The 18,139-nt window shown below is 72.0% G+C and carries 17 protein-coding genes; 7 read left to right on the top strand and 10 right to left on the bottom strand.

What is annotated here, in order from left to right; all coding sequences use genetic code 11:
- The first annotated feature begins 743 nt into the window (after positions 1 to 743).
- Entirely contained in the window at positions 744 to 1,325 is a 582-nt protein-coding gene (locus BLV72_RS08850; RefSeq protein WP_093461405.1) for a TMEM165/GDT1 family protein, read from the top strand.
- 263 nt (positions 1,326 to 1,588) lie between these two features.
- Here BLV72_RS08850 and BLV72_RS08845 read toward each other — a convergent pair whose 3' ends face one another.
- Both BLV72_RS08845 and BLV72_RS08840 read right to left on the bottom strand, forming a co-directional pair.
- Positions 1,589 to 2,239, bottom strand: a complete 651-nt coding sequence (locus BLV72_RS08845) for an HAD-IA family hydrolase (RefSeq protein WP_093461403.1) — start codon at positions 2,237 to 2,239, stop codon at positions 1,589 to 1,591.
- 140 nt (positions 2,240 to 2,379) lie between these two features.
- Positions 2,380 to 3,390 carry a peptidoglycan-binding domain-containing protein gene (locus BLV72_RS08840; protein WP_093461402.1) on the bottom strand — a complete coding sequence of 337 codons (1,011 nt, stop codon included), beginning with the start codon at positions 3,388 to 3,390 and terminating at the stop codon, positions 2,380 to 2,382.
- 162 nt (positions 3,391 to 3,552) lie between these two features.
- On the opposite strand from BLV72_RS08840, the gene BLV72_RS08835 reads away from it, so the two are divergent.
- Complete coding sequence (locus BLV72_RS08835; RefSeq protein ID WP_093461400.1) at positions 3,553 to 5,646, top strand: MDR family MFS transporter; 2,094 nt, start codon at positions 3,553 to 3,555, stop codon at positions 5,644 to 5,646.
- Positions 5,647 to 5,665: 19 nt separating this feature from the next.
- Here the strand turns inward: BLV72_RS08835 and BLV72_RS08830 are convergent, their stop codons facing one another.
- Positions 5,666 to 6,241 (bottom strand): GNAT family N-acetyltransferase, encoded by a 576-nt coding sequence (locus BLV72_RS08830; RefSeq protein WP_208905592.1) that lies wholly within the window; start codon positions 6,239 to 6,241, stop codon positions 5,666 to 5,668.
- 125 nt (positions 6,242 to 6,366) lie between these two features.
- Here BLV72_RS08830 and BLV72_RS08825 point away from each other — a divergent pair, with 125 nt between their 5' ends.
- The 5 genes from BLV72_RS08825 to BLV72_RS08805 all read left to right on the top strand — a co-directional run bounded on the left by BLV72_RS08825 (position 6,367) and on the right by BLV72_RS08805 (position 10,226).
- Positions 6,367 to 7,077 (top strand): hypothetical protein, encoded by a 711-nt coding sequence (locus BLV72_RS08825; protein ID WP_093461397.1) that lies wholly within the window; start codon positions 6,367 to 6,369, stop codon positions 7,075 to 7,077.
- Positions 7,071 to 7,646, top strand: a complete 576-nt coding sequence (locus BLV72_RS08820; protein ID WP_093461396.1) for a hypothetical protein — start codon at positions 7,071 to 7,073, stop codon at positions 7,644 to 7,646. The genes BLV72_RS08825 and BLV72_RS08820 overlap by 7 nt, the downstream gene beginning before the upstream one ends.
- Positions 7,647 to 7,786: 140 nt before the next feature.
- Positions 7,787 to 8,362 carry a helix-turn-helix domain-containing protein gene (locus BLV72_RS08815; protein WP_093470260.1) on the top strand — a complete coding sequence of 192 codons (576 nt, stop codon included), beginning with the start codon at positions 7,787 to 7,789 and terminating at the stop codon, positions 8,360 to 8,362.
- Between the two features lie 56 nt (positions 8,363 to 8,418).
- A complete protein-coding gene (locus tag BLV72_RS08810; RefSeq protein WP_093461394.1) occupies positions 8,419 to 8,961 on the top strand; it encodes a GNAT family N-acetyltransferase in 543 nt (180 codons plus the stop codon).
- Between the two features lie 119 nt (positions 8,962 to 9,080).
- The gene (locus BLV72_RS08805) at positions 9,081 to 10,226 is read left to right on the top strand and encodes a serine hydrolase domain-containing protein (RefSeq protein ID WP_093461393.1); all 1,146 of its coding nucleotides are present in this window, start codon (positions 9,081 to 9,083) and stop codon (positions 10,224 to 10,226) included.
- Positions 10,227 to 10,500: 274 nt separating this feature from the next.
- Here BLV72_RS08805 and thrS read toward each other — a convergent pair whose 3' ends face one another.
- The 7 genes from thrS to BLV72_RS08770 all read right to left on the bottom strand — a co-directional run bounded on the left by thrS (position 10,501) and on the right by BLV72_RS08770 (position 17,855).
- Positions 10,501 to 12,099, bottom strand: coding sequence for a threonine--tRNA ligase (gene thrS, locus BLV72_RS08800; protein WP_342030657.1), 1,599 nt, complete (start codon positions 12,097 to 12,099; stop codon positions 10,501 to 10,503).
- Entirely contained in the window at positions 11,987 to 13,201 is a 1,215-nt protein-coding gene (locus BLV72_RS08795) for an NAD(P)/FAD-dependent oxidoreductase (RefSeq protein ID WP_208905591.1), read from the bottom strand. Before BLV72_RS08795 ends, thrS begins: the two co-directional genes overlap by 113 nt.
- Complete coding sequence (locus BLV72_RS08790; RefSeq protein ID WP_093461390.1) at positions 13,198 to 13,395, bottom strand: ferredoxin; 198 nt, start codon at positions 13,393 to 13,395, stop codon at positions 13,198 to 13,200. The genes BLV72_RS08795 and BLV72_RS08790 overlap by 4 nt, the downstream gene beginning before the upstream one ends.
- A 23-nt stretch (positions 13,396 to 13,418) precedes the next feature.
- Positions 13,419 to 14,663: a cytochrome P450 gene (locus BLV72_RS08785; protein ID WP_093461388.1), complete on the bottom strand. Its 1,245-nt coding sequence runs from the start codon at positions 14,661 to 14,663 to the stop codon at positions 13,419 to 13,421.
- Positions 14,664 to 14,785: 122 nt separating this feature from the next.
- The gene (locus tag BLV72_RS08780; protein WP_093461387.1) at positions 14,786 to 15,523 is read right to left on the bottom strand and encodes a sensor histidine kinase; all 738 of its coding nucleotides are present in this window, start codon (positions 15,521 to 15,523) and stop codon (positions 14,786 to 14,788) included.
- 18 nt (positions 15,524 to 15,541) lie between these two features.
- A complete protein-coding gene (locus BLV72_RS08775; RefSeq protein ID WP_093461385.1) occupies positions 15,542 to 16,276 on the bottom strand; it encodes a response regulator transcription factor in 735 nt (244 codons plus the stop codon).
- A gap of 163 nt (positions 16,277 to 16,439) precedes the next feature.
- On the bottom strand, positions 16,440 to 17,855 hold the full coding sequence (locus BLV72_RS08770) for an acyltransferase (protein ID WP_167746331.1): 1,416 nt from the start codon (positions 17,853 to 17,855) through the stop codon (positions 16,440 to 16,442).
- Between the last annotated feature and the right edge of the window lie 284 nt (positions 17,856 to 18,139).

Below are 18,139 nucleotides of genomic sequence, written 5' to 3'. Positions count from 1 at the left end.
CGGGACGCGGTTGGGGCCACGCATGCGATCCGGCGCGGCGGTCGCGCGCCGCGCGTTGGCCGCGCCGTGGCCGCGTGGTGTGCGCGCCCGCCCGCGCGGCGGTGGGCGTGTGCCGCCGGTCAACGCGGCGGGCGGGGTGGGTGCTTGCCGCTTTGCTGTCGGCCGCCGTCGGCCGCTGTCCGGCCGCTGTCCGGCCGCGGTCGGCCGCTGTCGGCCGCCGTCGGCCGTGTCGGCATCGCGGCGCGCGCCCGAGCACTGCGGCGCGCGCCGCGGCGAGGCGTGGGGGCGGCACTCGCGTCGGGCTGCCGGACCGGGCGCCTCGCGAGAGATCGTCCGCCGGCGGCCCCGGACTGTGGGGCTGGTCACACTTCCCGGCGGCTTCGGTGGGAGGCCGCCGGGCGGCGCGTCATCCGTGTCGCCAGGCGCGGGGCGGCCGTTCGTGCTGATCACGGAGCTGATCGCGGCGGACGCGGTGGGGCCGGGAGCCGGTGGCCCGGGCGGGGGCGCGCCGGAGGTTTCCCGTATCCTTGTCGTCAGCAGAAGGGGAGTAGCTCCTCGCCGGACCGTCGACATACTGCCCGCCCCTCGAGGTGCGGGCCGGCGCCCGGAGCGTACGGATCCACCGCGTGACGCGGAGGCCGTGCGCCAGCGAGACCTTCGGCCGCAGTGTCCGACGCTGCCGTGCCGAAGCGATCCCTTCCCGGGGCCCTTGGGCGCGGCCCGATCTACGAGGTATCCATTCCGTGTTCAGCATCACCGTCGCCGCCGTGGTCTTCGGCGTCGTCTTCCTCGCCGAACTTCCCGACAAGACCGCCCTGGCCGGGCTGATGCTCGGCACCCGCTACCGCGCCTCGTACGTCTTCGTCGGCGTGGCCGCGGCCTTCGCCCTTCACGTCGGGCTCGCCATCGCGGCGGGCAGTGTCCTCACCCTGCTGCCGCACCGGCTGCTGCAGGCGATCGTGGGGGTGCTCTTCCTCGCGGGAGCGGCGATGCTGCTCTTCAAGAAGGACGACGGGGAGGAGGAGGTCCGCAAGCCCGCCGACCAGAGCTTCTGGAAGGTGTCCGGCGCGGGCTTCATGCTGATCCTGGTCGCCGAGTTCGGCGATCTGACCCAGATCATGACCGCCAACCTCGCCGCCCGCTACGACGACCCGCTGTCGGTGGGCGTGGGCGCGGTGCTGGCGCTGTGGGCCGTCGCGGGGCTGGGCATCGTGGGCGGCCGCACCCTGATGCGGTACGTACCGCTCCGGCTGATCACCAAGATCGCGGCGCTGGTGATGCTGGCGCTGGGCGGATTCAGCCTGTACGAGGCCATCGCGAGCTGAGCGGGCAACGCGCCCGGGCCCGCGACTGGCGCGCCCGGGCGCCCCGGGGCCGCCAGGCTGTCCGGGGCGTGGCTCCCGGGGTGCCCGGGCCGCGCGGGGCGGCGCGGCGCTGAGCCCGAGAAGCCGAGGGCGTGGCGTGGTGCTCAGCCCGAGACGCCGGGGCGTGAGTCCCGGCGCTCGGCCCAAGACGCCCGCGGAGCAGGCGGCAAGGGGCCCGAGACGTCCAGGGGAGTGAGCATCCCGGCACTCAGCCGGAGCGGCACTCAGCCGGAGATGTGCAGCCGCAGCGTGCCGTCGGGCAGCGCCTCGACCCGCACCTGCTCCAGGTCCCGCACATGGGCGTCCGGGGCGTGCGCCGCGGCGCGCGGTCCGACGCCGACGACCCGCATCCCGGCCGCCCGGCCCGCCGCGATGCCGACCTCCGAGTCCTCGAAGACGACACAGTCGGCGGGGGTGAAGCCCAGCTCGGCCGCGCCCTTGAGGAAGCCCTCCGGGTCCGGCTTGCTCGCGCCGACGCACTCCGCGGTGACCCGCACCTCCGGCATCGTGAGCCCGGCGGCGCCCATCCGCGCGCCGGCGAGTCCCTTGTCGGCGGAGGTCACCAAGGCGTGCGGAAGGCCGGCCAGCGAGGCCATGAAGGCGGGCGCGCCGGGCACCGGCACGACGCCGTCGAGATCCGTGGTCTCCCACTCCAGCATCCGCTGGTTGTCGGCCAGGTTCTGCTCGACCGGCCGGTCGGGGAGGAGTACCGCCATCGTCGCGTGGCCCTGCCGCCCGTGGACGATCTGGAGCACGCTCTCCGCGTCCAGCCCCTGCTCGGCCGCCCACCGCCGCCAGCAGCGCTCGACGACGGCGTCGGAGTTGACCAGGGTGCCGTCCATGTCGAGGAGGAGCGCGCGGGCGGTGAGCGACATCGGGACTCCTGGGCGCGAGCGCGGTAAGAACACAAGCGGCTCCGCCCGCCGGTCAGGGGAAGCGGGCGGAACCACTTTGTTCCTTCACGATACAAAGCGTGGCCCGTATGCGCCAGGGGGGGTGCCCCCACGGCTCGTCTCTATGGCTCTCTGGTTCTGGATTCGAGGTCGCGGCGGGTGTTCTCGCCGTAGACACCATCCGGGTCGCCCGTGATGTCGTGCTGGTCCTGGTAGCTGGAGACCACCCTCCGCACCCCGGCGTCGTAGTCCCCGTCCGCCGCGCCGATGTACAGCAGTAGCTGGGACAGCCGCTTCTGCAGCTCGGCCACCTCCGGCCCGCTGTCGCCCTCGCGCAGCGCCGGCGGGCCGGTGGGTCCAGGGGGATCGGACGGGGCGGAGGTCGGACCGCCGGAGGCGGTCGGCCCGGGCTTCGTCGCCGAGCCGGTCGCGGAGCCCGATGCCGAGGGGCGGGCGGTGGCCGAGGGGCCCGTCTCGCTCGGGGACGCGCTCGCGCTCGCCGAGCCGGACGCGGACGGGCGCGGCGTGGCACTCGACGACGGGGTGCCGGACGACGGGCTGCCCTCCGCGGCCGGCGGCTCCTCCTCGACCGGGGCGCTGGCGGTGCTGTCGGCCAGCGTGCGGTCGCTCGCGCCGCCGCCGCCGTCCTCCTTGTGGTCACCGCCGAGCAGACCGGTGCCGACCGCCAGCGAACCGGCCACGGCCACGGCCGCCGCCCCCGCGAGCACGGCCGCCACGACCTTGCGCTTGCTCTTACGGTGCCGGGCGGGGCCGGGCTCCTCTCCCGGTGCGCCTCCGTCGGCGAGGACGTCGCCGTCCGCCTCGCCCCCGCCGGGTCTCTCCTCGACGCGGTCGATCACCCGCGTCTCGTCGATGTCCCCCTGCTCCGCCTCCTCCTTCTCCGCCTTGTTTCTCTCCGCCTCCTCGAAGAGACGCAGATCACGCGGATCGGGCCCGCCCGGGCGCTCCTCCGAGAGCGTCACATACGGCTGCGGCTGCGGCTGCGGCTGGGTCTGGTCGTCGGTCTCGCCTGCCGCCGCGGTGGACGCGGCGGCGCGTTCGGCACACGTACAGCCCGGGCGGCCGTTGGCGCGCGCCGGTGCGAAGCAGTGCGGGCAGGACTCTGCCGTCACGGAACTTTCCCTCCCTGGAGTTCGCAGCGATTATGCGCATCCGATCCCCTTCCGCGCAGGTGTTCGCCCGCCGTGCGGACCGGCACGGCGGGCCGTAACAGGGCATAAAGGTGAGGATGGGGTGAGGATGAAGAGGGAACGGAGGAGCGAGGAGGAGTCGCCATGGCTCGGGACGGCGGCAGCCCGGCTCCGGCGCCAGGAGCCCCCGACGCCGTGGCTCCCGGCCCGCGAGAGGGCCGGCCGCGGCGCACGGTCCTGGTGGCCATCGGCGCCCTGCTGCTCGGCATGCTGCTCGCCGCGCTCGATCAGACGATCGTCTCCACCGCGCTGCCCACGATCGTCAGCGATCTCGGCGGCCTGGAGCATCTGTCCTGGGTCGTCACCGCGTATCTGCTCGCCTCGACCGCGGCCACCCCGCTGTGGGGCAAGCTCGGCGACCAGTACGGCCGCAAGAGGCTCTTCCAGACCGCGATCGTCATCTTCCTGATCGGCTCCGCGCTGTGCGGGATCGCCGGGAACATGGCGGAACTCATCGTCTTCCGCGCGCTGCAGGGGCTGGGCGGCGGCGGCCTCATGGTCCTGTCGATGGCGATCGTCGGCGATATCGTCCCGCCCCGTGACCGCGGCCGCTACCAGGGCCTCTTCGGTGCCGTCTTCAGCGCCGCCAGTGTGCTGGGGCCGCTGCTGGGCGGGGTGTTCGTCGACCATCTGAGCTGGCGCTGGGTCTTCTACATCAACCTGCCCGTCGGCATCGTCGCCCTCCTCGTCGTCGCCTCCGTGCTGCAGATCCCGGTGCGCCGCACCTCGCACACCATCGACTACCTCGGCACCTTCCTGATCGCCGCGGTCGCCGCCGCGCTGGTGCTGATGACCTCCCTCGGCGGGGTCACCTTCGGCTGGGGGTCCTGGCAGATCATCGGGCTCGCGGTGGCCGGTATGGCGCTGCTGGCGGCCTTCGTACGGGTGGAGTTCCGCGCGGCCGAGCCGGTGCTGCCGCTCACCCTCTTCCGCAGCCGCACCTTCACGCTCTGCGCGGTCATAGGCTTCATCGTCGGCTTCGCGATGTTCGGCAGCATGACCTATCTGCCGACCTTCCTCCAGATCGTGCAGGGCGTCTCCCCGACCACGTCCGGCCTCCACCTGCTGCCCCTGGTCCTCGGCACGCTCCTGTCCTCCACCGTCTCCGGCCATCTGGTCAGCCGCACCGGCCGCTACAAGGTCTTCCCGGTCCTGGGCACCGCGATCACCGCCATCGGCCTGCTGCTCCTGCACCAGCTACGGGAGTCCAGCGGGGTGGCGGAGATGAGCGCGTACTTCTTCGTCTTCGGCTGCGGTCTCGGCCTGGTCATCCAGGTGCTGGTGCTGATCGTGCAGAACTCCGTCAGCTATCGGGACCTGGGCGTCGCCACCTCCGGCGCGACGTTCTTCCGCTCGATCGGCGCCTCGTTCGGCGTCTCCGTCTTCGGCACGATCTTCGCCAACAACCTCGGCCCCCATATCGCCGACGCCCTCGCCGGACGACGCCTGCCCCCCGGTATCACCCCCGGCGCCCTCACCTCCGACCCCCGCAGCCTCGGCCGGCTGCCCCCGGTGGACCGGGCGGCGGTGCGGCACGCGTTCGCCGTCTCCATCACCGACGTCTTCCTGTACGCGGTGCCGGTCGTGCTGCTCGCCTTCCTCCTCGCCTGGTACCTCCGGGAGGAGCCGCTGCGCGGCAGCGTCACCGCGCCCGACGGCAGCGAAATACTGGCCAGCAACCCCGTCCAGCGCTCCTCGCGCGACGAGTGCGCCCGGGCCCTGTCCCTGCTCGGCAGCCGGGAGGGCCGCCGGAAGATCTACGTCGACATCACCCGACGCGCCGGCCTCGACCTCGGACCGGCCGCGAGCTGGATGCTGCTGCGCATCCAGCACTACGGCTCGGTCGAACCCGCGATGCTCGCCGAGCGCTCGCCCGTACCGCTGCGGGTCATCACCGAGGCGGCCCGGCAGATCGAGGAGCGGGGCCTGGGCCGCCGCTACGGACTGGACCTGATCCTGACGGATGAGGGCCGCGAGGTCGCGATCAGGCTCTACCGGGCCCGCGAGGCATCCCTCGCGGAACTCCTGGGCGACTGGTGGGCACCCGGCCGCCCGACCGACCTGAGCGAGCTGGTGGACGAGCTGACGCATGAGCTGTGCGGCTGCGACGCGGAACAGCCGAGAGACGGAACGCCCGGCCCCGACCACCGCCGCCCACCGCCGCCGCGCACGCCCTGACCGCGGGGGCGTCGGGGCCTCAGCCCAGCTCCTTGGCCATCCAGACCTCGGCGTACGGCCCCTTCGTGAAGGGCGGCACCTCCCGGTACCCGTGCCGGGCGTACAGCGCGCGAGCCTCGACCAGGTCGAGCCGGGTGTCGAGCGCGATCCGCTCGGCGCCCAGTTCGCCGGCCGCCGTCTCGACGGCCGCGAGCAGCGCGGCGCCGCCGCCCAACCCCCGCTTGGCGGGCCGTACGTACACCCGCTTGAGCTCCGCCGCACGCTTGAGCCCCGCCGTACGCCCGTCCATCAGCCGCACCCCCGCACAACCGGCGAGTTCGCCGTCGTGATGTGCCAGCAGGAAGACCCCCTGCGGCGGGGCGAGATCGTCGCTGGGCATCTCCGCGAGCGCCTGCTCGATCTCCTCCGGGGTCGAGTCCCGTTCCTCGTGAAGCTGGTAGTAGCGGTCCGCGACATCGACGAGATACTCGCGCAGCAGCAGGGCCGAGGCCGGATCGTCGACGTGCCGCGCGGCGATCGTCCAGCCACTCGTCGGCTCCATCGCGGGGGAGGCCCAGGCGCGTGAACCGTCCTGGGCACGTGGCGTACTCGTCATGGTCGGCATCCTGGCACCCAGCGCCCGCCTCACGCACCGCAGTTTGAGGGCCGAAGACCGGGCTACCCGAAGAGAGGAGCCCCCGAACGCGGAGGGGGAAGCGAGCGGGAAGGCAGAAGCAGACCATGTCAACTGCTGTCATCAGCATCGTGGTTGTCGTCGCGGTCGTCCTCGCGGCCGCGCTCATCATCCGCGTCGTCCGTGCCGGCGCCGGCCGTAGGGAACGCGCTCTGCGACGCCGCTTCGGGCCCGAGTACGAACTGAACGTCGCCCAGCACGCGGGCGACTCCAAGGCGGCGCAGCGGGAGCTGGACGAACGACTGCGGCTGTACGGCGACTTGAGGACCCTGCCCCTGCCCGGTGAGCTGCGCGAGCGGTACGTGGCCGAGTGGGCGGCCGTGCAGGAGATGTTCATCGAGTCTCCGGAGCGCGCGGTGACCAGCGCCGATCGGCTGCTGGCCCGCCTCGCCCACGACCGCGGCTATCCGTCGGACCGTTACGAGGAGCAGGTCGCGGCGCTGTCCGTGCACCACGCCGAGCACGTTCAGGGCTACCGGCAGATCCATGACACGTCCGGCCTCGCCCGCGAGGGGCGCGCGGACACCGAGGAGCTGCGCGAGGCCATCGTGCACGCCCGGCCGTTCTTCGAGGACCTGGTCAGGCCCCCGCACCACGGCGCCACGACCCGCCCCGAAACCGCACACCAGCCCTACGGCGAGCGGCGGAGCGGAAGCGGACTCCGCCGGTGGCTGCCCGGGACCGGTACCGGATCCGGAACCAGGGCCGGGACGGGCCATACGCGGTTCGGCCACACCAGGAAGGGCGGCGCGTGGTGACGGATCCGATCGACCCGGCGGAGCACGACGGCCGGCGGCGCCATGGACTGGAGAAGCATGACGTGGCGCCGCTGTCCCAGGGGGTGGGCAACAGGGACAACAGGGAAGCGGCGGATCCGATGACGTCCTGGCACTCGCCGATGCCGACGAACGGTACGCGGCCGTCGAACGGATCGCAGCCGTCCAACGGTTCGCAGCCGTCGAACGGAACGAAGCCGACGACGCGGCAGCCGTCCGGGGGGTCCGGACCGTCCGGGTCGTCCGCCGAGCAGCCGAACACCCCGGACGGCCCCAGCTTCCCCGTGCTGCCGACCAGCGAGCACGACATGCTGGCCCAGCGGCTGCGGTACGCGGTCAGCGGCTTCGTCGACTCCCCACGCGGCGCCGTCGAGGAGGCCGATGCCCTGCTCGGGGACGTGGCCACCCGGCTCGCCGATCTCCTGGCCGAACGCCGCGGCACGCTCCGTGCCGCCTGGCATGAGAATGACGCGGTCATCTCGGAGACGGAAGAGCTGCGCCTGGCGATGCGGGGCTACCGCAATGTGCTGGAGCGCCTCATCAGCATCTGACCGCCCAGCACCGTCCAGCACCTCCAAACAATGTCAAACGCTGTCAACACCGGCGAAAACCATCAGGGTCACCCCTTGGTCACCGCCCGGATTCCCTCCGGGTGGTGGCCATCTCTCATTTCTGGGATATCTTCTCGCATATGAGAGATCCGGAGATCGTCGAACCGCTGGAGGCCCGTCTGGCCACCCGCCTCGGCGACTTGCGCGTGGAACGAGGCTGGTCGCTGGACGAGTTGGCGCGCCGGACGGGCATCAGCCGTTCGACGCTGTCCCGTCTTGAACGCGGCGAGATCAGCCCGACCGCCGCCCTGCTCAACACGTTGTGCACGGCCTACGAGCGCACGATGTCGCGACTGCTGGCCGAGGTGGAGGCGGAGCCGCCCCAGGTGGTGCGCGCCGCCGCGCAGCCGGTGTGGCGGGACGAGACCTCGGGATTCGCCCGCCGCTCGGTGTCCCCGCCGCATGCGGGGCTGCGCGGCGAGGTGGTCGAGGGCACGCTGCGCCCGGGCGCGGACATCGCGTACGACGGACCACCGGTCCCGGGCGTCGAGCAGCACATCTGGGTTCTGGAGGGCGCGGTGGAGATCACGGCCAACGGCCAGGCGTACGAGCTCGGGGCGGGGGACTGTCTGCGGTTCCGGCTGTGGGGAAGCTCGCGATTCCGCTGTGTGGGCCCCGATCCGGTGCGCTACGCGCTGATGGTCGTCCTGCCGTAGCGGCACCGCGGCACCGCGAGACCCCCACCCCCACCCCCTGGAAAGATGAAGCACCCGTGCCCGCACCACACCGCATCGACCGCCTGACCGCCGCCGACTTCCCCGACACCGTCAAGGGCCTGGCCGAGCTCCTGGTCGACGCCGTCGACGACGGTGCCTCCATGGGTTTCCTGGCCCCCTTCGACCAGGAGACCGCCGCGAGCTGGTGGCAGACGCAGACCCCGGCGGTGGCCGACGGCAGCCTGGCCGTCTGGGTCTGCCACGACACCGGCGGCATCACCGGCACCGTCGGCCTGGCCTTCTCCCGGAAGCCCAACGGCCGTCACCGGGCCGAGATCCTCAAACTGATCGTCCATCGCGAGGCCCGGGGCCAGGGCATCGCCCGCGCCCTCCTGGCCACCGCCGAAGCCGCCGCCACCGCCGCCGGGGTCACCCTCCTGCTCCTGGACACCCGCACCGGCAGCCCCGCCGAGCGGGTCTACGGCGCCGAGGGCTGGACCCGCTACGGCATCGTCCCGGCCTATGCCGCCGACCCGGACGGCTCCCTGGAGGACTGCAGCTTCTTCTACAAACACCTCACGCCGCCGACCGGGTCGTAAATCGGTCGTACGGGGGACGGGTCACGGCCTACCGTGGCGCGGTTGTGAGCAGGCAGGTTCAGGCAGGGCCGGGCAGGTTCGGACAGGGCCGGCCAGGGGCCGTGAAGGGGCGGGGCACGATGGAGCGGTACAGCGGGTGGGCCGATGAGGGGTTCGGTGGCGTCGCCGAGGTGTTCGCGCGGAACTTCGAGGAGTTTCCCGAACTCGGGGCGGCCGTCACCGTCTTCGCCGGTGGCCGCAAGGTCGTGGAGCTGTGGGGCGGGGTCGCGGACCAGGGGAGCGGGCGGGCGTGGGAGCGGGACACCGTCGTGCCGGTGTTCTCGTGCGCCAAGGGCATCGTGAGCGTCTGCGCCCACCTCCTCGCCCAGGAGGGGCGGCTGGACCTCGATGCCCCGGTGAGCCGGTACTGGCCGGAGTTCGACCGGTACGGCAAGGAGGCCATCACCTGCCGGATGGTCCTCGGGCACCGGGCGGGGGTCCCCGTGCTCGACCGGGTGCTGACGTTCGAGGAGATCGCCGACTGGGCGCCGGTGATCCGCGCCATCGAGGGGCAGACCCCGCTGTGGGAGCCGGACATGTCGTACGAGTACCACGGCCATGTCTTCGGCTTCCTCATCGGTGAGGTCATCCGGCGGATTACGGGCCACACCCCCGGCGCGTACTTCCGCCGGGCCGTGGCGGATCCGCTGGGGCTGCGGGCCTGGATCGGGCTGCCGACGGCGGAGAGGGGCGGGCGGGCCCGGCTGGTCGAGGCCGAGGGGCGGCCCGGGATGCCGGGCCCCGAGCATCTGCTGACCCGCATCGTGACCATGAACGGCGCGCTGGCCTTCCCCGGCCTGGAGGAGCCGCACGGATGGAACGACCCGGAGCTGCTCGGCATGGAGCTGCCCGGCGCGGGCGCCACCGCGTCGGCGAGCGGGCTCGCCGGGCTGTACGCGGCGGCCGTGACCGGTATCGAGGGCCATCGGCGGCTGCTCAGCCCCGAGACCGTGACGGACGCGGTCCGTGAGATCTCGTCCGGCAAGGGATGGCTGGGCTTCGACATGGGAGCGCGCTGGGGCTCGGGCTTTCTGCTCGACTCGCCGTCCTTCCGGCCGATGCTGGGGGAGCGCAGCTTCGGCAACGACGGCGCGGGCGGTCAATTCGCCTTCGGGGACGACGAGTTCGGCGTGGGCTTCGCCTATGTGGCCAACCGCATGATCGGCCATGGCGACGCCCGCGCCACCCGCCTCGTCGCCGCCCTGCGGGAGTCTTTGGGCGGCTGATCGGCCCCCACCCCGCCCTTTCCCGAAACGGGAGCTCCCGCCCCGGACCCCGGCGGGGCTCCGCCCCGGACCCCGCTCCTCAATCGCCGGAGGGGCTGGGACGGGTAACGCCGCAGCATCACTATGCGGCTTCGCCACAGCGCAGGGGCTTCGGCCGCGGACCCCCGGGGTCTGGGGACGAAGCCCCGGTGGGGGCTGGGGCGGAGCCCCAGTTTCGGGAAGGGGCGGGGAGGGGAACAGCCCGCCGCAGGCGCCACGATCCGTCGGACACCCTCTACACCGCATCCCACAGCTCGGTGCTGTGCGCCGCCACCAGCGCGCCGACACGGGCCAGCGCCTCGTCGGACGGTAGCGGGTCCAGCCTGCGGCCGTCCCGCAGCCGCAGGGCCACCCGGCCGTCGTCGGCCTCCCTGGCGCCCACGACGGCCTGGTAGGGCACGAGGCGGGCCTCCCGGATCCGGGCGCCCAGGCTGCCGCGCTCCGGTCCGGCGAGCTCCGCGCGCAGCCCGAGGTCCACGCACCGCCGGACGAGTGCCTCGGCGGGCGGCAGTTCGGCCTCGGAGATCGGCAGCACCACCAGCTGAGTGGGGGCGAGCCAGGCGGGGAAGGCCCCGCCGTGCTCCTCGATGAGATGGGCCACGGCCCGTTCCACGCTGCCGATGATGCTGCGGTGGACCATGACCGGACGGTGCCGGGCGCCGTCCGGCCCGATGTAGCGCAGATCGAACTGCTCGGGCTGGTGGAAGTCGACCTGGACGGTGGACAGGGTGGACTCCCGGCCGGCCCCGTCGGCGACCTGCACATCGATCTTGGGGCCGTAGAACGCGGCCTCGCCCTCCACCGCCTCGTACGGCAGACCGGAGCGGTCCAGGACGTCGGTCAGCAGGGCGGTCGAGCGGCGCCACATCTCGGGGGCGGCGACGTACTTGCCGCCGGGGCCCGGGAGGGAGAGCCGATAGCGGGCCGGGGTGATGCCGAGCGCCTCGTACGCCCGGCGGATCATCTCCAGGGCGCCCGCCGCCTCGTCGGCGACCTGGTCCAGGGTGCAGAAGATATGGGCGTCGTTGAGCTGGATGGACCGGACCCGGGTCAGCCCGCCGAGCACCCCCGACAGCTCCGAGCGGTACATGCCGCCCAACTCGGCCATCCGCAGCGGCAGTTCGCGGTAGCTGTGGCCGCGGGAGCGGTAGATGACCGCATGGTGGGGGCACAGGCTCGGACGCAGGACGACCTGCTCCGCACCTGGCTCCGCGCCCAGTTCCATCGGGGGAAACATGTCGTCGCTGTAGTGCGACCAGTGCCCCGACAGTTCGTACAGCTCCCGTTTGCCGAGCACCGGCGAGTACACATGCCGGTAGCCCGCCCGCCGCTCGGCGTCGCGGATGTACTCCTCCAGGGTGTGCCGTACGGTCGCGCCGTCGGGCAGCCAGTACGGCAGCCCCGCGCCGATCAGCGGGTCGGTGTCGAACAGGCCCAGCTCACGGCCCAGCTTGCGGTGGTCGGACATCGCGGTCTCCTCGGTGGCGTGGCGAACGCCGGTGGAAATCGGGCGAGTGACCGCACGGCGAAGCCCCGGGGCACTCGCCCCGGGGCTTCGGATCAGAACATCGATCAGCGCGCCGGGACACTCTCCGGCGTCGTCGTCATGGCGACGAGGGCAGCGATGGCAGCGCGCTTCATGCCGATGACCGTAGCAAGGCCCGGCGCGGCCCGCCCGGCAATTTCCGGGGCCGGGCCACGGCCTGCAGCCGCCGAACCGGTTACGCCCCCTCCGGCACCAGCTCCCCCACCGCGTCCCGCCACGCGGCCCGCGTCGCGACCGCCTGCCGCCACGTGCGGATCGCCTTCGGCGGCATCCCGACGGCCAGCACACCGGCCACCCGGTCCCCGGAGCGGTAGACGGCCAGGAACTTCCGCTCCTCCAGGGCGCCCTCCACGATCGCCACCTCCTCATGGCCGCGCAGATGGCCATGGGCCTGGATCCGGAGGTCGTACTGGTCCGACCAGAAGTACGGCACCGGCGCGAACGGCCGCCGCTCGTCCGGGCGGAGGAGGTTGCGGGCCACCGCCATGCCCTGCTCGGTGGCGTTGGTCCGGTGCTCGATCCGCATCGCCGTGCCGAACAGCGGGTTGTGCCAGCGGGCCACATCCCCCGCGCCGTACACATCCGGCGCGGCGGCGCTGTACTCGTCGCACTCCAGGCCGTCGCCCAGGGTGAGCCCACTGCCCTCCAGCCAGCCGGTGTTGGGCACCGAGCCGATCGCGACCAGCACCTCATCGGCCTCGACGAGCGTGCCGTCCGCCAGCCGCACCCCGCCGTCGGCCACCTCGGCCACCATGACGCCGGTGCGCAGATCGACGCCGTGGTCGTGGTGGGCCTGGGCGAGCACCCGGCCGACCCGCTCGCCGACCGCCGGGGCCAGCGGCACCGGTGCCGGTTCCAGCAGCGTCACCTCCGTGCCGAGCCCCCGGGCGACGGCGGCCGCCTCGGCGCCGAGGAACCCGGCGCCGACCACCGCCAGCCGCCGCCCCGGGCCCAGCCGGTCCCGCAGGGCCAGGGCATCGTCCAGGGTGCGCAGCACATGCGCGCGCCCCCCGCCGTCGCCCTCCGCGTCGCCGTTCCCGTCGCCGGGCAGCCGGCGCGGGCGGACACCGGTGGCGATGACCAGGCCCTCGTACGGCACCCGCTCCCCGTCGGCCAGCGCGACCGTACGGCTCGCGAGGTCGAGGCCGGTCGCGGCGACCCCGAGGCGCAGATCGAGGCCGAGCGCGTCCAGGTCGGCGGGCGCGCGCAGCGGCACCCGGTCGGGCTCCCATTGCCCGCCGAGGATCTGTTTGGACAGCGGTGGCCGGTCGTACGGGTGGTACGGCTCATCGCCGATGAGCGTGATCGTGCCCTCGTACCCCTCCCGGCGCAGCGTCTCCGCCGCCGCCAGACCGGCGGCGGATCCACCGACCACCACCACGTGCTTCACTTCTCGACCACCCGTATCGCCGCCGCCGGGCAGACCACCGCGGACTCCCGCACGTCGGCGTGGAGTTCGGACGCGGGCTGCTCGTCCAGCAGGATCACGATGCCGTCCTCCTCCCGCTGGTCGAACACATCGGGTGCGATCATCACGCACTGACCCGACGCCACACACTTGGGAACATCGACTTCCACACGCATGGTGACTCCCTTGCCTCCGCTGCTCAAGACGCCCAGGTGACGGGTAGTTCGTAGACGCCGTAGACCAAACCGTCGTCCTTGAACGGTAGTTGATCCACTCCGGTCGCCAGCCGCAGTGTGGGGATACGGCGGTAGAGCGTGCCGTAGACCACCTGCAGCTCCACCCGGGCCAGCGGCTGGCCCAGGCACTGGTGGACGCCGAAGCCGAACGCCATGTGGCGGCGGGCGTCGCGGCCGATGTCCAGCCGCTCGGGCTCGGGGAAGACCTCCGCGTCCCAGTTGCCGGTGCCGGTGTAGACGATGATCCCGTCCCCGGCGCGGATGGTCTCGCCGCCGATCTCGATGTCCTCCCGCGCGACCCGGCGCCGGCCGTTGTGCACGATGGTCAGATAGCGCAGCAGTTCCTCGACGGCCCTGGCGACCGCCTTCGGGTCGTCGGTCTCCCGCAGGACGGCGAGCTGGTCGGGGTTCTCCAGCAGGGCGACGGTGCCGAGGGCGATCATGTTGGCGGTGGTCTCATGGCCGGCGATCAGCAGCAGCACACCCATATTGGCGGCCTCGCGCTGGGTCAGCTCCCCGGCCGTGACCCGGGCGGCCAGCTCGGAGAGCATGTCGTCGGCGGGGTTGGCGAGTTTGGCGCTGACCAGCTCGTCCAGATAGTCGGTCAGCGCCTCGTTGGCGCCGACCACCTCCTCGGTCGTGGAGTTACGGTTGATCAGGAGCGAGCTGTTGCGCTGGAAGAAGTCGTGGTCCTCGTACGGCACTCCGAGCAGCCGGCAGATCACCAGCGACGGCAGCGGCAGCGCCAACGCGCGCACCAGGTCGACCGGGGTCGGCCCGGCCAGCATGGAGTCGATCAGATCGTCGGTGATCTGCTGGATTTCGGGCCGCATCGCCTCGACCCGCTTGATGGCGAACGGTGCGGTGACCATCCGGCGGATCCGGGCGTGTTCGGGGTCGTCCATGGTGATGAAGGAGCGCCGCCGACCGGCGTTCTCGCGGAAGCCGGCGCTCACATGCGGAAAGCCGGGCCGGGTGGCCTCGGAGCTGACCCGCGGGTCGCCGAGCAGGGCGCGCTGGTCGGCGTACCGGGTCACCAGCCAGGGGGCGCTGCCGTCCCACAGCCGCACCCGCGTGACGGGCCGTTCGGTGTGCAGCGCCCGTGCGGTCGGGGGCGGGGCGAAGGGGCAGCCGTTCGCCCGCGGCATCGGGAACTCCGGAAGCGGCTCTTCCGCCTCGGCCGTGGTCTCTGCCAGCGTCTCGGTCATGTCTCTCCTCGGGTGGGGGATTCCGATGGGAGCGGAGCGTGCACCTTCGCGTCAGGGGGGACGTGAACCTTTCGCGTTACGGGGACGATGCCAGCGAACCCGCTCGACCTGACGCCCTCCGGTCAGTTACCTGACGAAACGCTGACTGTGGGGAAGGCCACGGTGACCGTGGTGCCGCGGTCCGGTGCGCTGTGCACGCTCACCTCGCCGCCGTGCCGTTCGACCACCCGCCGCACGATGGAGAGACCGAGGCCGCCGCCCAGCTCGATGCGGCGGTCCTCGGAGCGGGGGGAGGTGAGCCGGGCGATGTCGTGCGGGCTCATGCCCGGCCCCTGGTCGCTGACCGACAGCTCGACCTGCGGCCGCCCACCGGACCCGGCCACCGGGCCGCGCACCGCCACGGTCACCGGGGATCCGGCGGGGGTGTGCCGCAGCGCGTTGCCCAGCAGATTGCGGATGGCGTGCCGCAGCATGCGGTTGTCGGCGACGAGGGTCGGCCGGCCGGAGTTCTCGCGGGCGATGGGGCGTTCGGGGTCGAGCAGCCCCAGATCCGCCACCGCCTCGTCGGCCACGTCCCGCAGATCCACCGGCTCCGCGTCCAGCGGCCGTACCCAGGAGGTGTCCGCGCGCGGAAACACCTGCTGGACCGCCTGGTGCATATGGTCGGCCTCGTCCTGGATCCGGCGCAGGGCGCGCACCATCAGCTCGGGGTCGTCGCTGAGCCCCTGCAGCGGGAGTTCGGCCCAGCCGCGGATGGTGGTCAGGGAGGTGCGCAGCTCGTGCAGCAGGACCTCCAGCCGCTGCTGGCGCTCGTACGCCTCCTCGCCATGGCGCCGGCCGTCCCCGCAGTCCTTATCCATACGACCGCTCGTTCATGCTCATGGGGAGGCGAGCCGGCCGAGCCAGTAGCCGAAGCCGCGGCGGGTGTGGATCAGGGCGGGCCCGGTCTCGTCGACCTTGTGGCGGAGCCGGGAGACCAGCTTCTCGATGGCGTTGTCCCCGTACCGCCGGTGGTCCGCCACCCACAGATGCTCGCCGATCTGCTCCTTGGACAGCACCTGACCGGCGTTGACCAGCAGATAGCGCAGCAGCCGGAACTCGGCCGGAGTCAGCTCCAGCGCCCGCCGACCGCGCCGCGCCTGACGGGTCGTCTCGTCCAGCAGCAGATCCGCGTAGCGCGGCGAGGGCTCCTCCCGCCGCCGGTTGCGGGTGCGCAGCAGAGCCTGCACCCGGGCCAGCACCTCGGCGATCCGGAACGGCTTGGTCACGTAGTCGTTCCCGCCGATGCCGAGGCCGGTGACCAGCGAGTCCAGCGAGTCGCGGGCGGTGAGGAAGAGCACCGGCGGATGGTTCTCGTCGGCCGCGACCAGGCGGCGGCACACCGTGAAGCCGTCCAGGTCAGGCAGCATCACATCGAGGATCACCAGGTCGGGCCGCTCCCGCCCGACCCGATCGAGCGCCTCTCCGCCGGTGGCCGCGGTGCCGACCCGGTAACCGGCCAGCTCAAGGGTGGTCGAGAGCAGCTCGGCGATTCGCGACTCATCGTCGACGACCAGGATGTGCTGCCCGTTGCCACGGGCGGGCGCTGGTTTTTCGCTGACACTCCCGTACACGCCATGACACTACGTGAACCGACCGTTCCGGGGCACGGGGCCCTGACCGCGACCGATGGGATCCGGACAGGGGGACAGGGCCGGCAGGGGGCGGCTCATACGGGCCGTGGGGGCGCCGGCCCCCACGGCCCAGGGTCTTCCGCTGTCTCCGCTTTCGGTTTCCTCACCCTCCGGCTTTGGGCGATCCGAAAGTCAGCGCGGAGGCCTCGCCGGAATCCGCGTAACAGTGGAACCGGTCGGTCCAAGCCTGTTCCTGAAGGGTCTGGACCAATGCGCGGGGCACTGCCATATGCACATCGCGGCCACCGGGCTCGTCCGCCGGAGTCGGCGCTATGAGTACCGTCCAGGGAGTGGGAAGCGCCGGGACGTCGTACCAGAAGGGCGTGCCCGCTCCGAAGTCGAGGCTGTAGAAGGGGAGCTTCGACCAGTTGTTGATCACGATGGTGTTCTCGAACTTGTCGAGCGTCATGGTGGGCAGGATGCGCTTGAGGCGTCCCGCCTCGTATTCGGCACAGAGGAATGCCGTTTCCTGGCGGATTTTCTCCTCCGTGTTCTCGGCATAGCCCGCGCGGACCGCCATGGCGACCTCGCCGAGAGGGCGGGAGCGCAGTTCGGCCGCGGGCATCCCGGGCCGGGTGTTGGTGACGGTGTTGCCCCAGTAGCCGTCCGGTACGGCCCCGCCGCCGAAAGCACGGAAGTCGGCGAGGAGGCCCAGCTTTTCCATGCTCGTGTCGGGGCGGTCTCGCAATGCGCCGAGGACTTTCCAGAGATGGGCGGTCAGCGCGTCATTGGTCGACACCCACCGCTCCGTGCCCGCGAGGTCGGCCATCGCGGCGTCCTTCATGGTGGCCAGTTCGGCGGCGGTGAAGCGGGTGGTCACCATCGTCGTCACCTTGGCGATGCTGCTCAGCAGGATGCGGGCCACATAAACGGACTTCCGGCCGCGCTTGGTGACCGTGAAGTGGTCGTTGTCCGGCCGGGCGTCACCCGCGACCGGCGCCGCGAGGGCGTCGATGAGGCCGCGGTCATGGCCGGGCGCGGGGTAACCGAGCCCTCGATGCTCCTTCGACCAGCTCTCCATGAACCGCATATAGGCGGATCCGTCGGCCACGGCGTGGTTCATGTTGACACCCAGAACCGAGCCGCCGCCTTTCATATGGGTGAGCTTCACCGTGAAAAGCGGTGTGTCGCCGTCGACCACCTGGAGCGGGTTGACCTGACTCAGATAGCGATTGATGCCCTTTTTCGCCGTGTGATGAGGCCCATGATCCGGCATGGGCTCGGCCGCGTGTGTCTCGATGAAGCGCACACCGGCGTCGTCGCAGAGCACGCTGAGGCGGCCGTCGGGATCCTTCTTCATGCGGCCTGAAACCATCGGGAAGTTGAGCAGTGTTCTGCTGAGGGAGGCGCGCAGCGCTTCGCCGTCGAGCGTCTCGCGGTAGAAAAAGGTACGTGGGGTGTAGACCAGCCCGATGAGCATGTCGTAGACACTCAAACGTATGCGGTCACCGCTCGCCTCTCCGGCGCGCACGGTGGTCGATCGTTTGGTTTCGCTCTCGGTGGCAGTGGGGGATGCCATCATTTGCGCACGTTCTTTCGTTCTGTCCGAATGTGTTTCCGGGTCGGTGGATTGACCCTACCCTCGGGCCGAACGCCGCCTCATGGACGAGAACTTGTTTCAGGCAATTTTGAAAAAAAGGCGGGTGGGGTCGGCGCACGGAGGTGCCCGCCGACCCCGGGGAAGCCTCGCGACCGGCTGGGGGCCACGGCGCTGCGGTGCCGCGACGGCACCCGCCCGCAGCGCTCCGTTAACATGATCGGACCCCACGACGAGAACCCCCATCGTCCGCCCATCGCCGGAAA

This window comes from Streptomyces melanosporofaciens (assembly GCF_900105695.1).
GTDB classification, from domain to species: Bacteria; Actinomycetota; Actinomycetes; order Streptomycetales; family Streptomycetaceae; genus Streptomyces; species Streptomyces antimycoticus.
The sequence above is the reverse complement of the archived record's forward strand: the minus strand, read 5'-3'. Positions and strand labels throughout refer to the sequence as shown.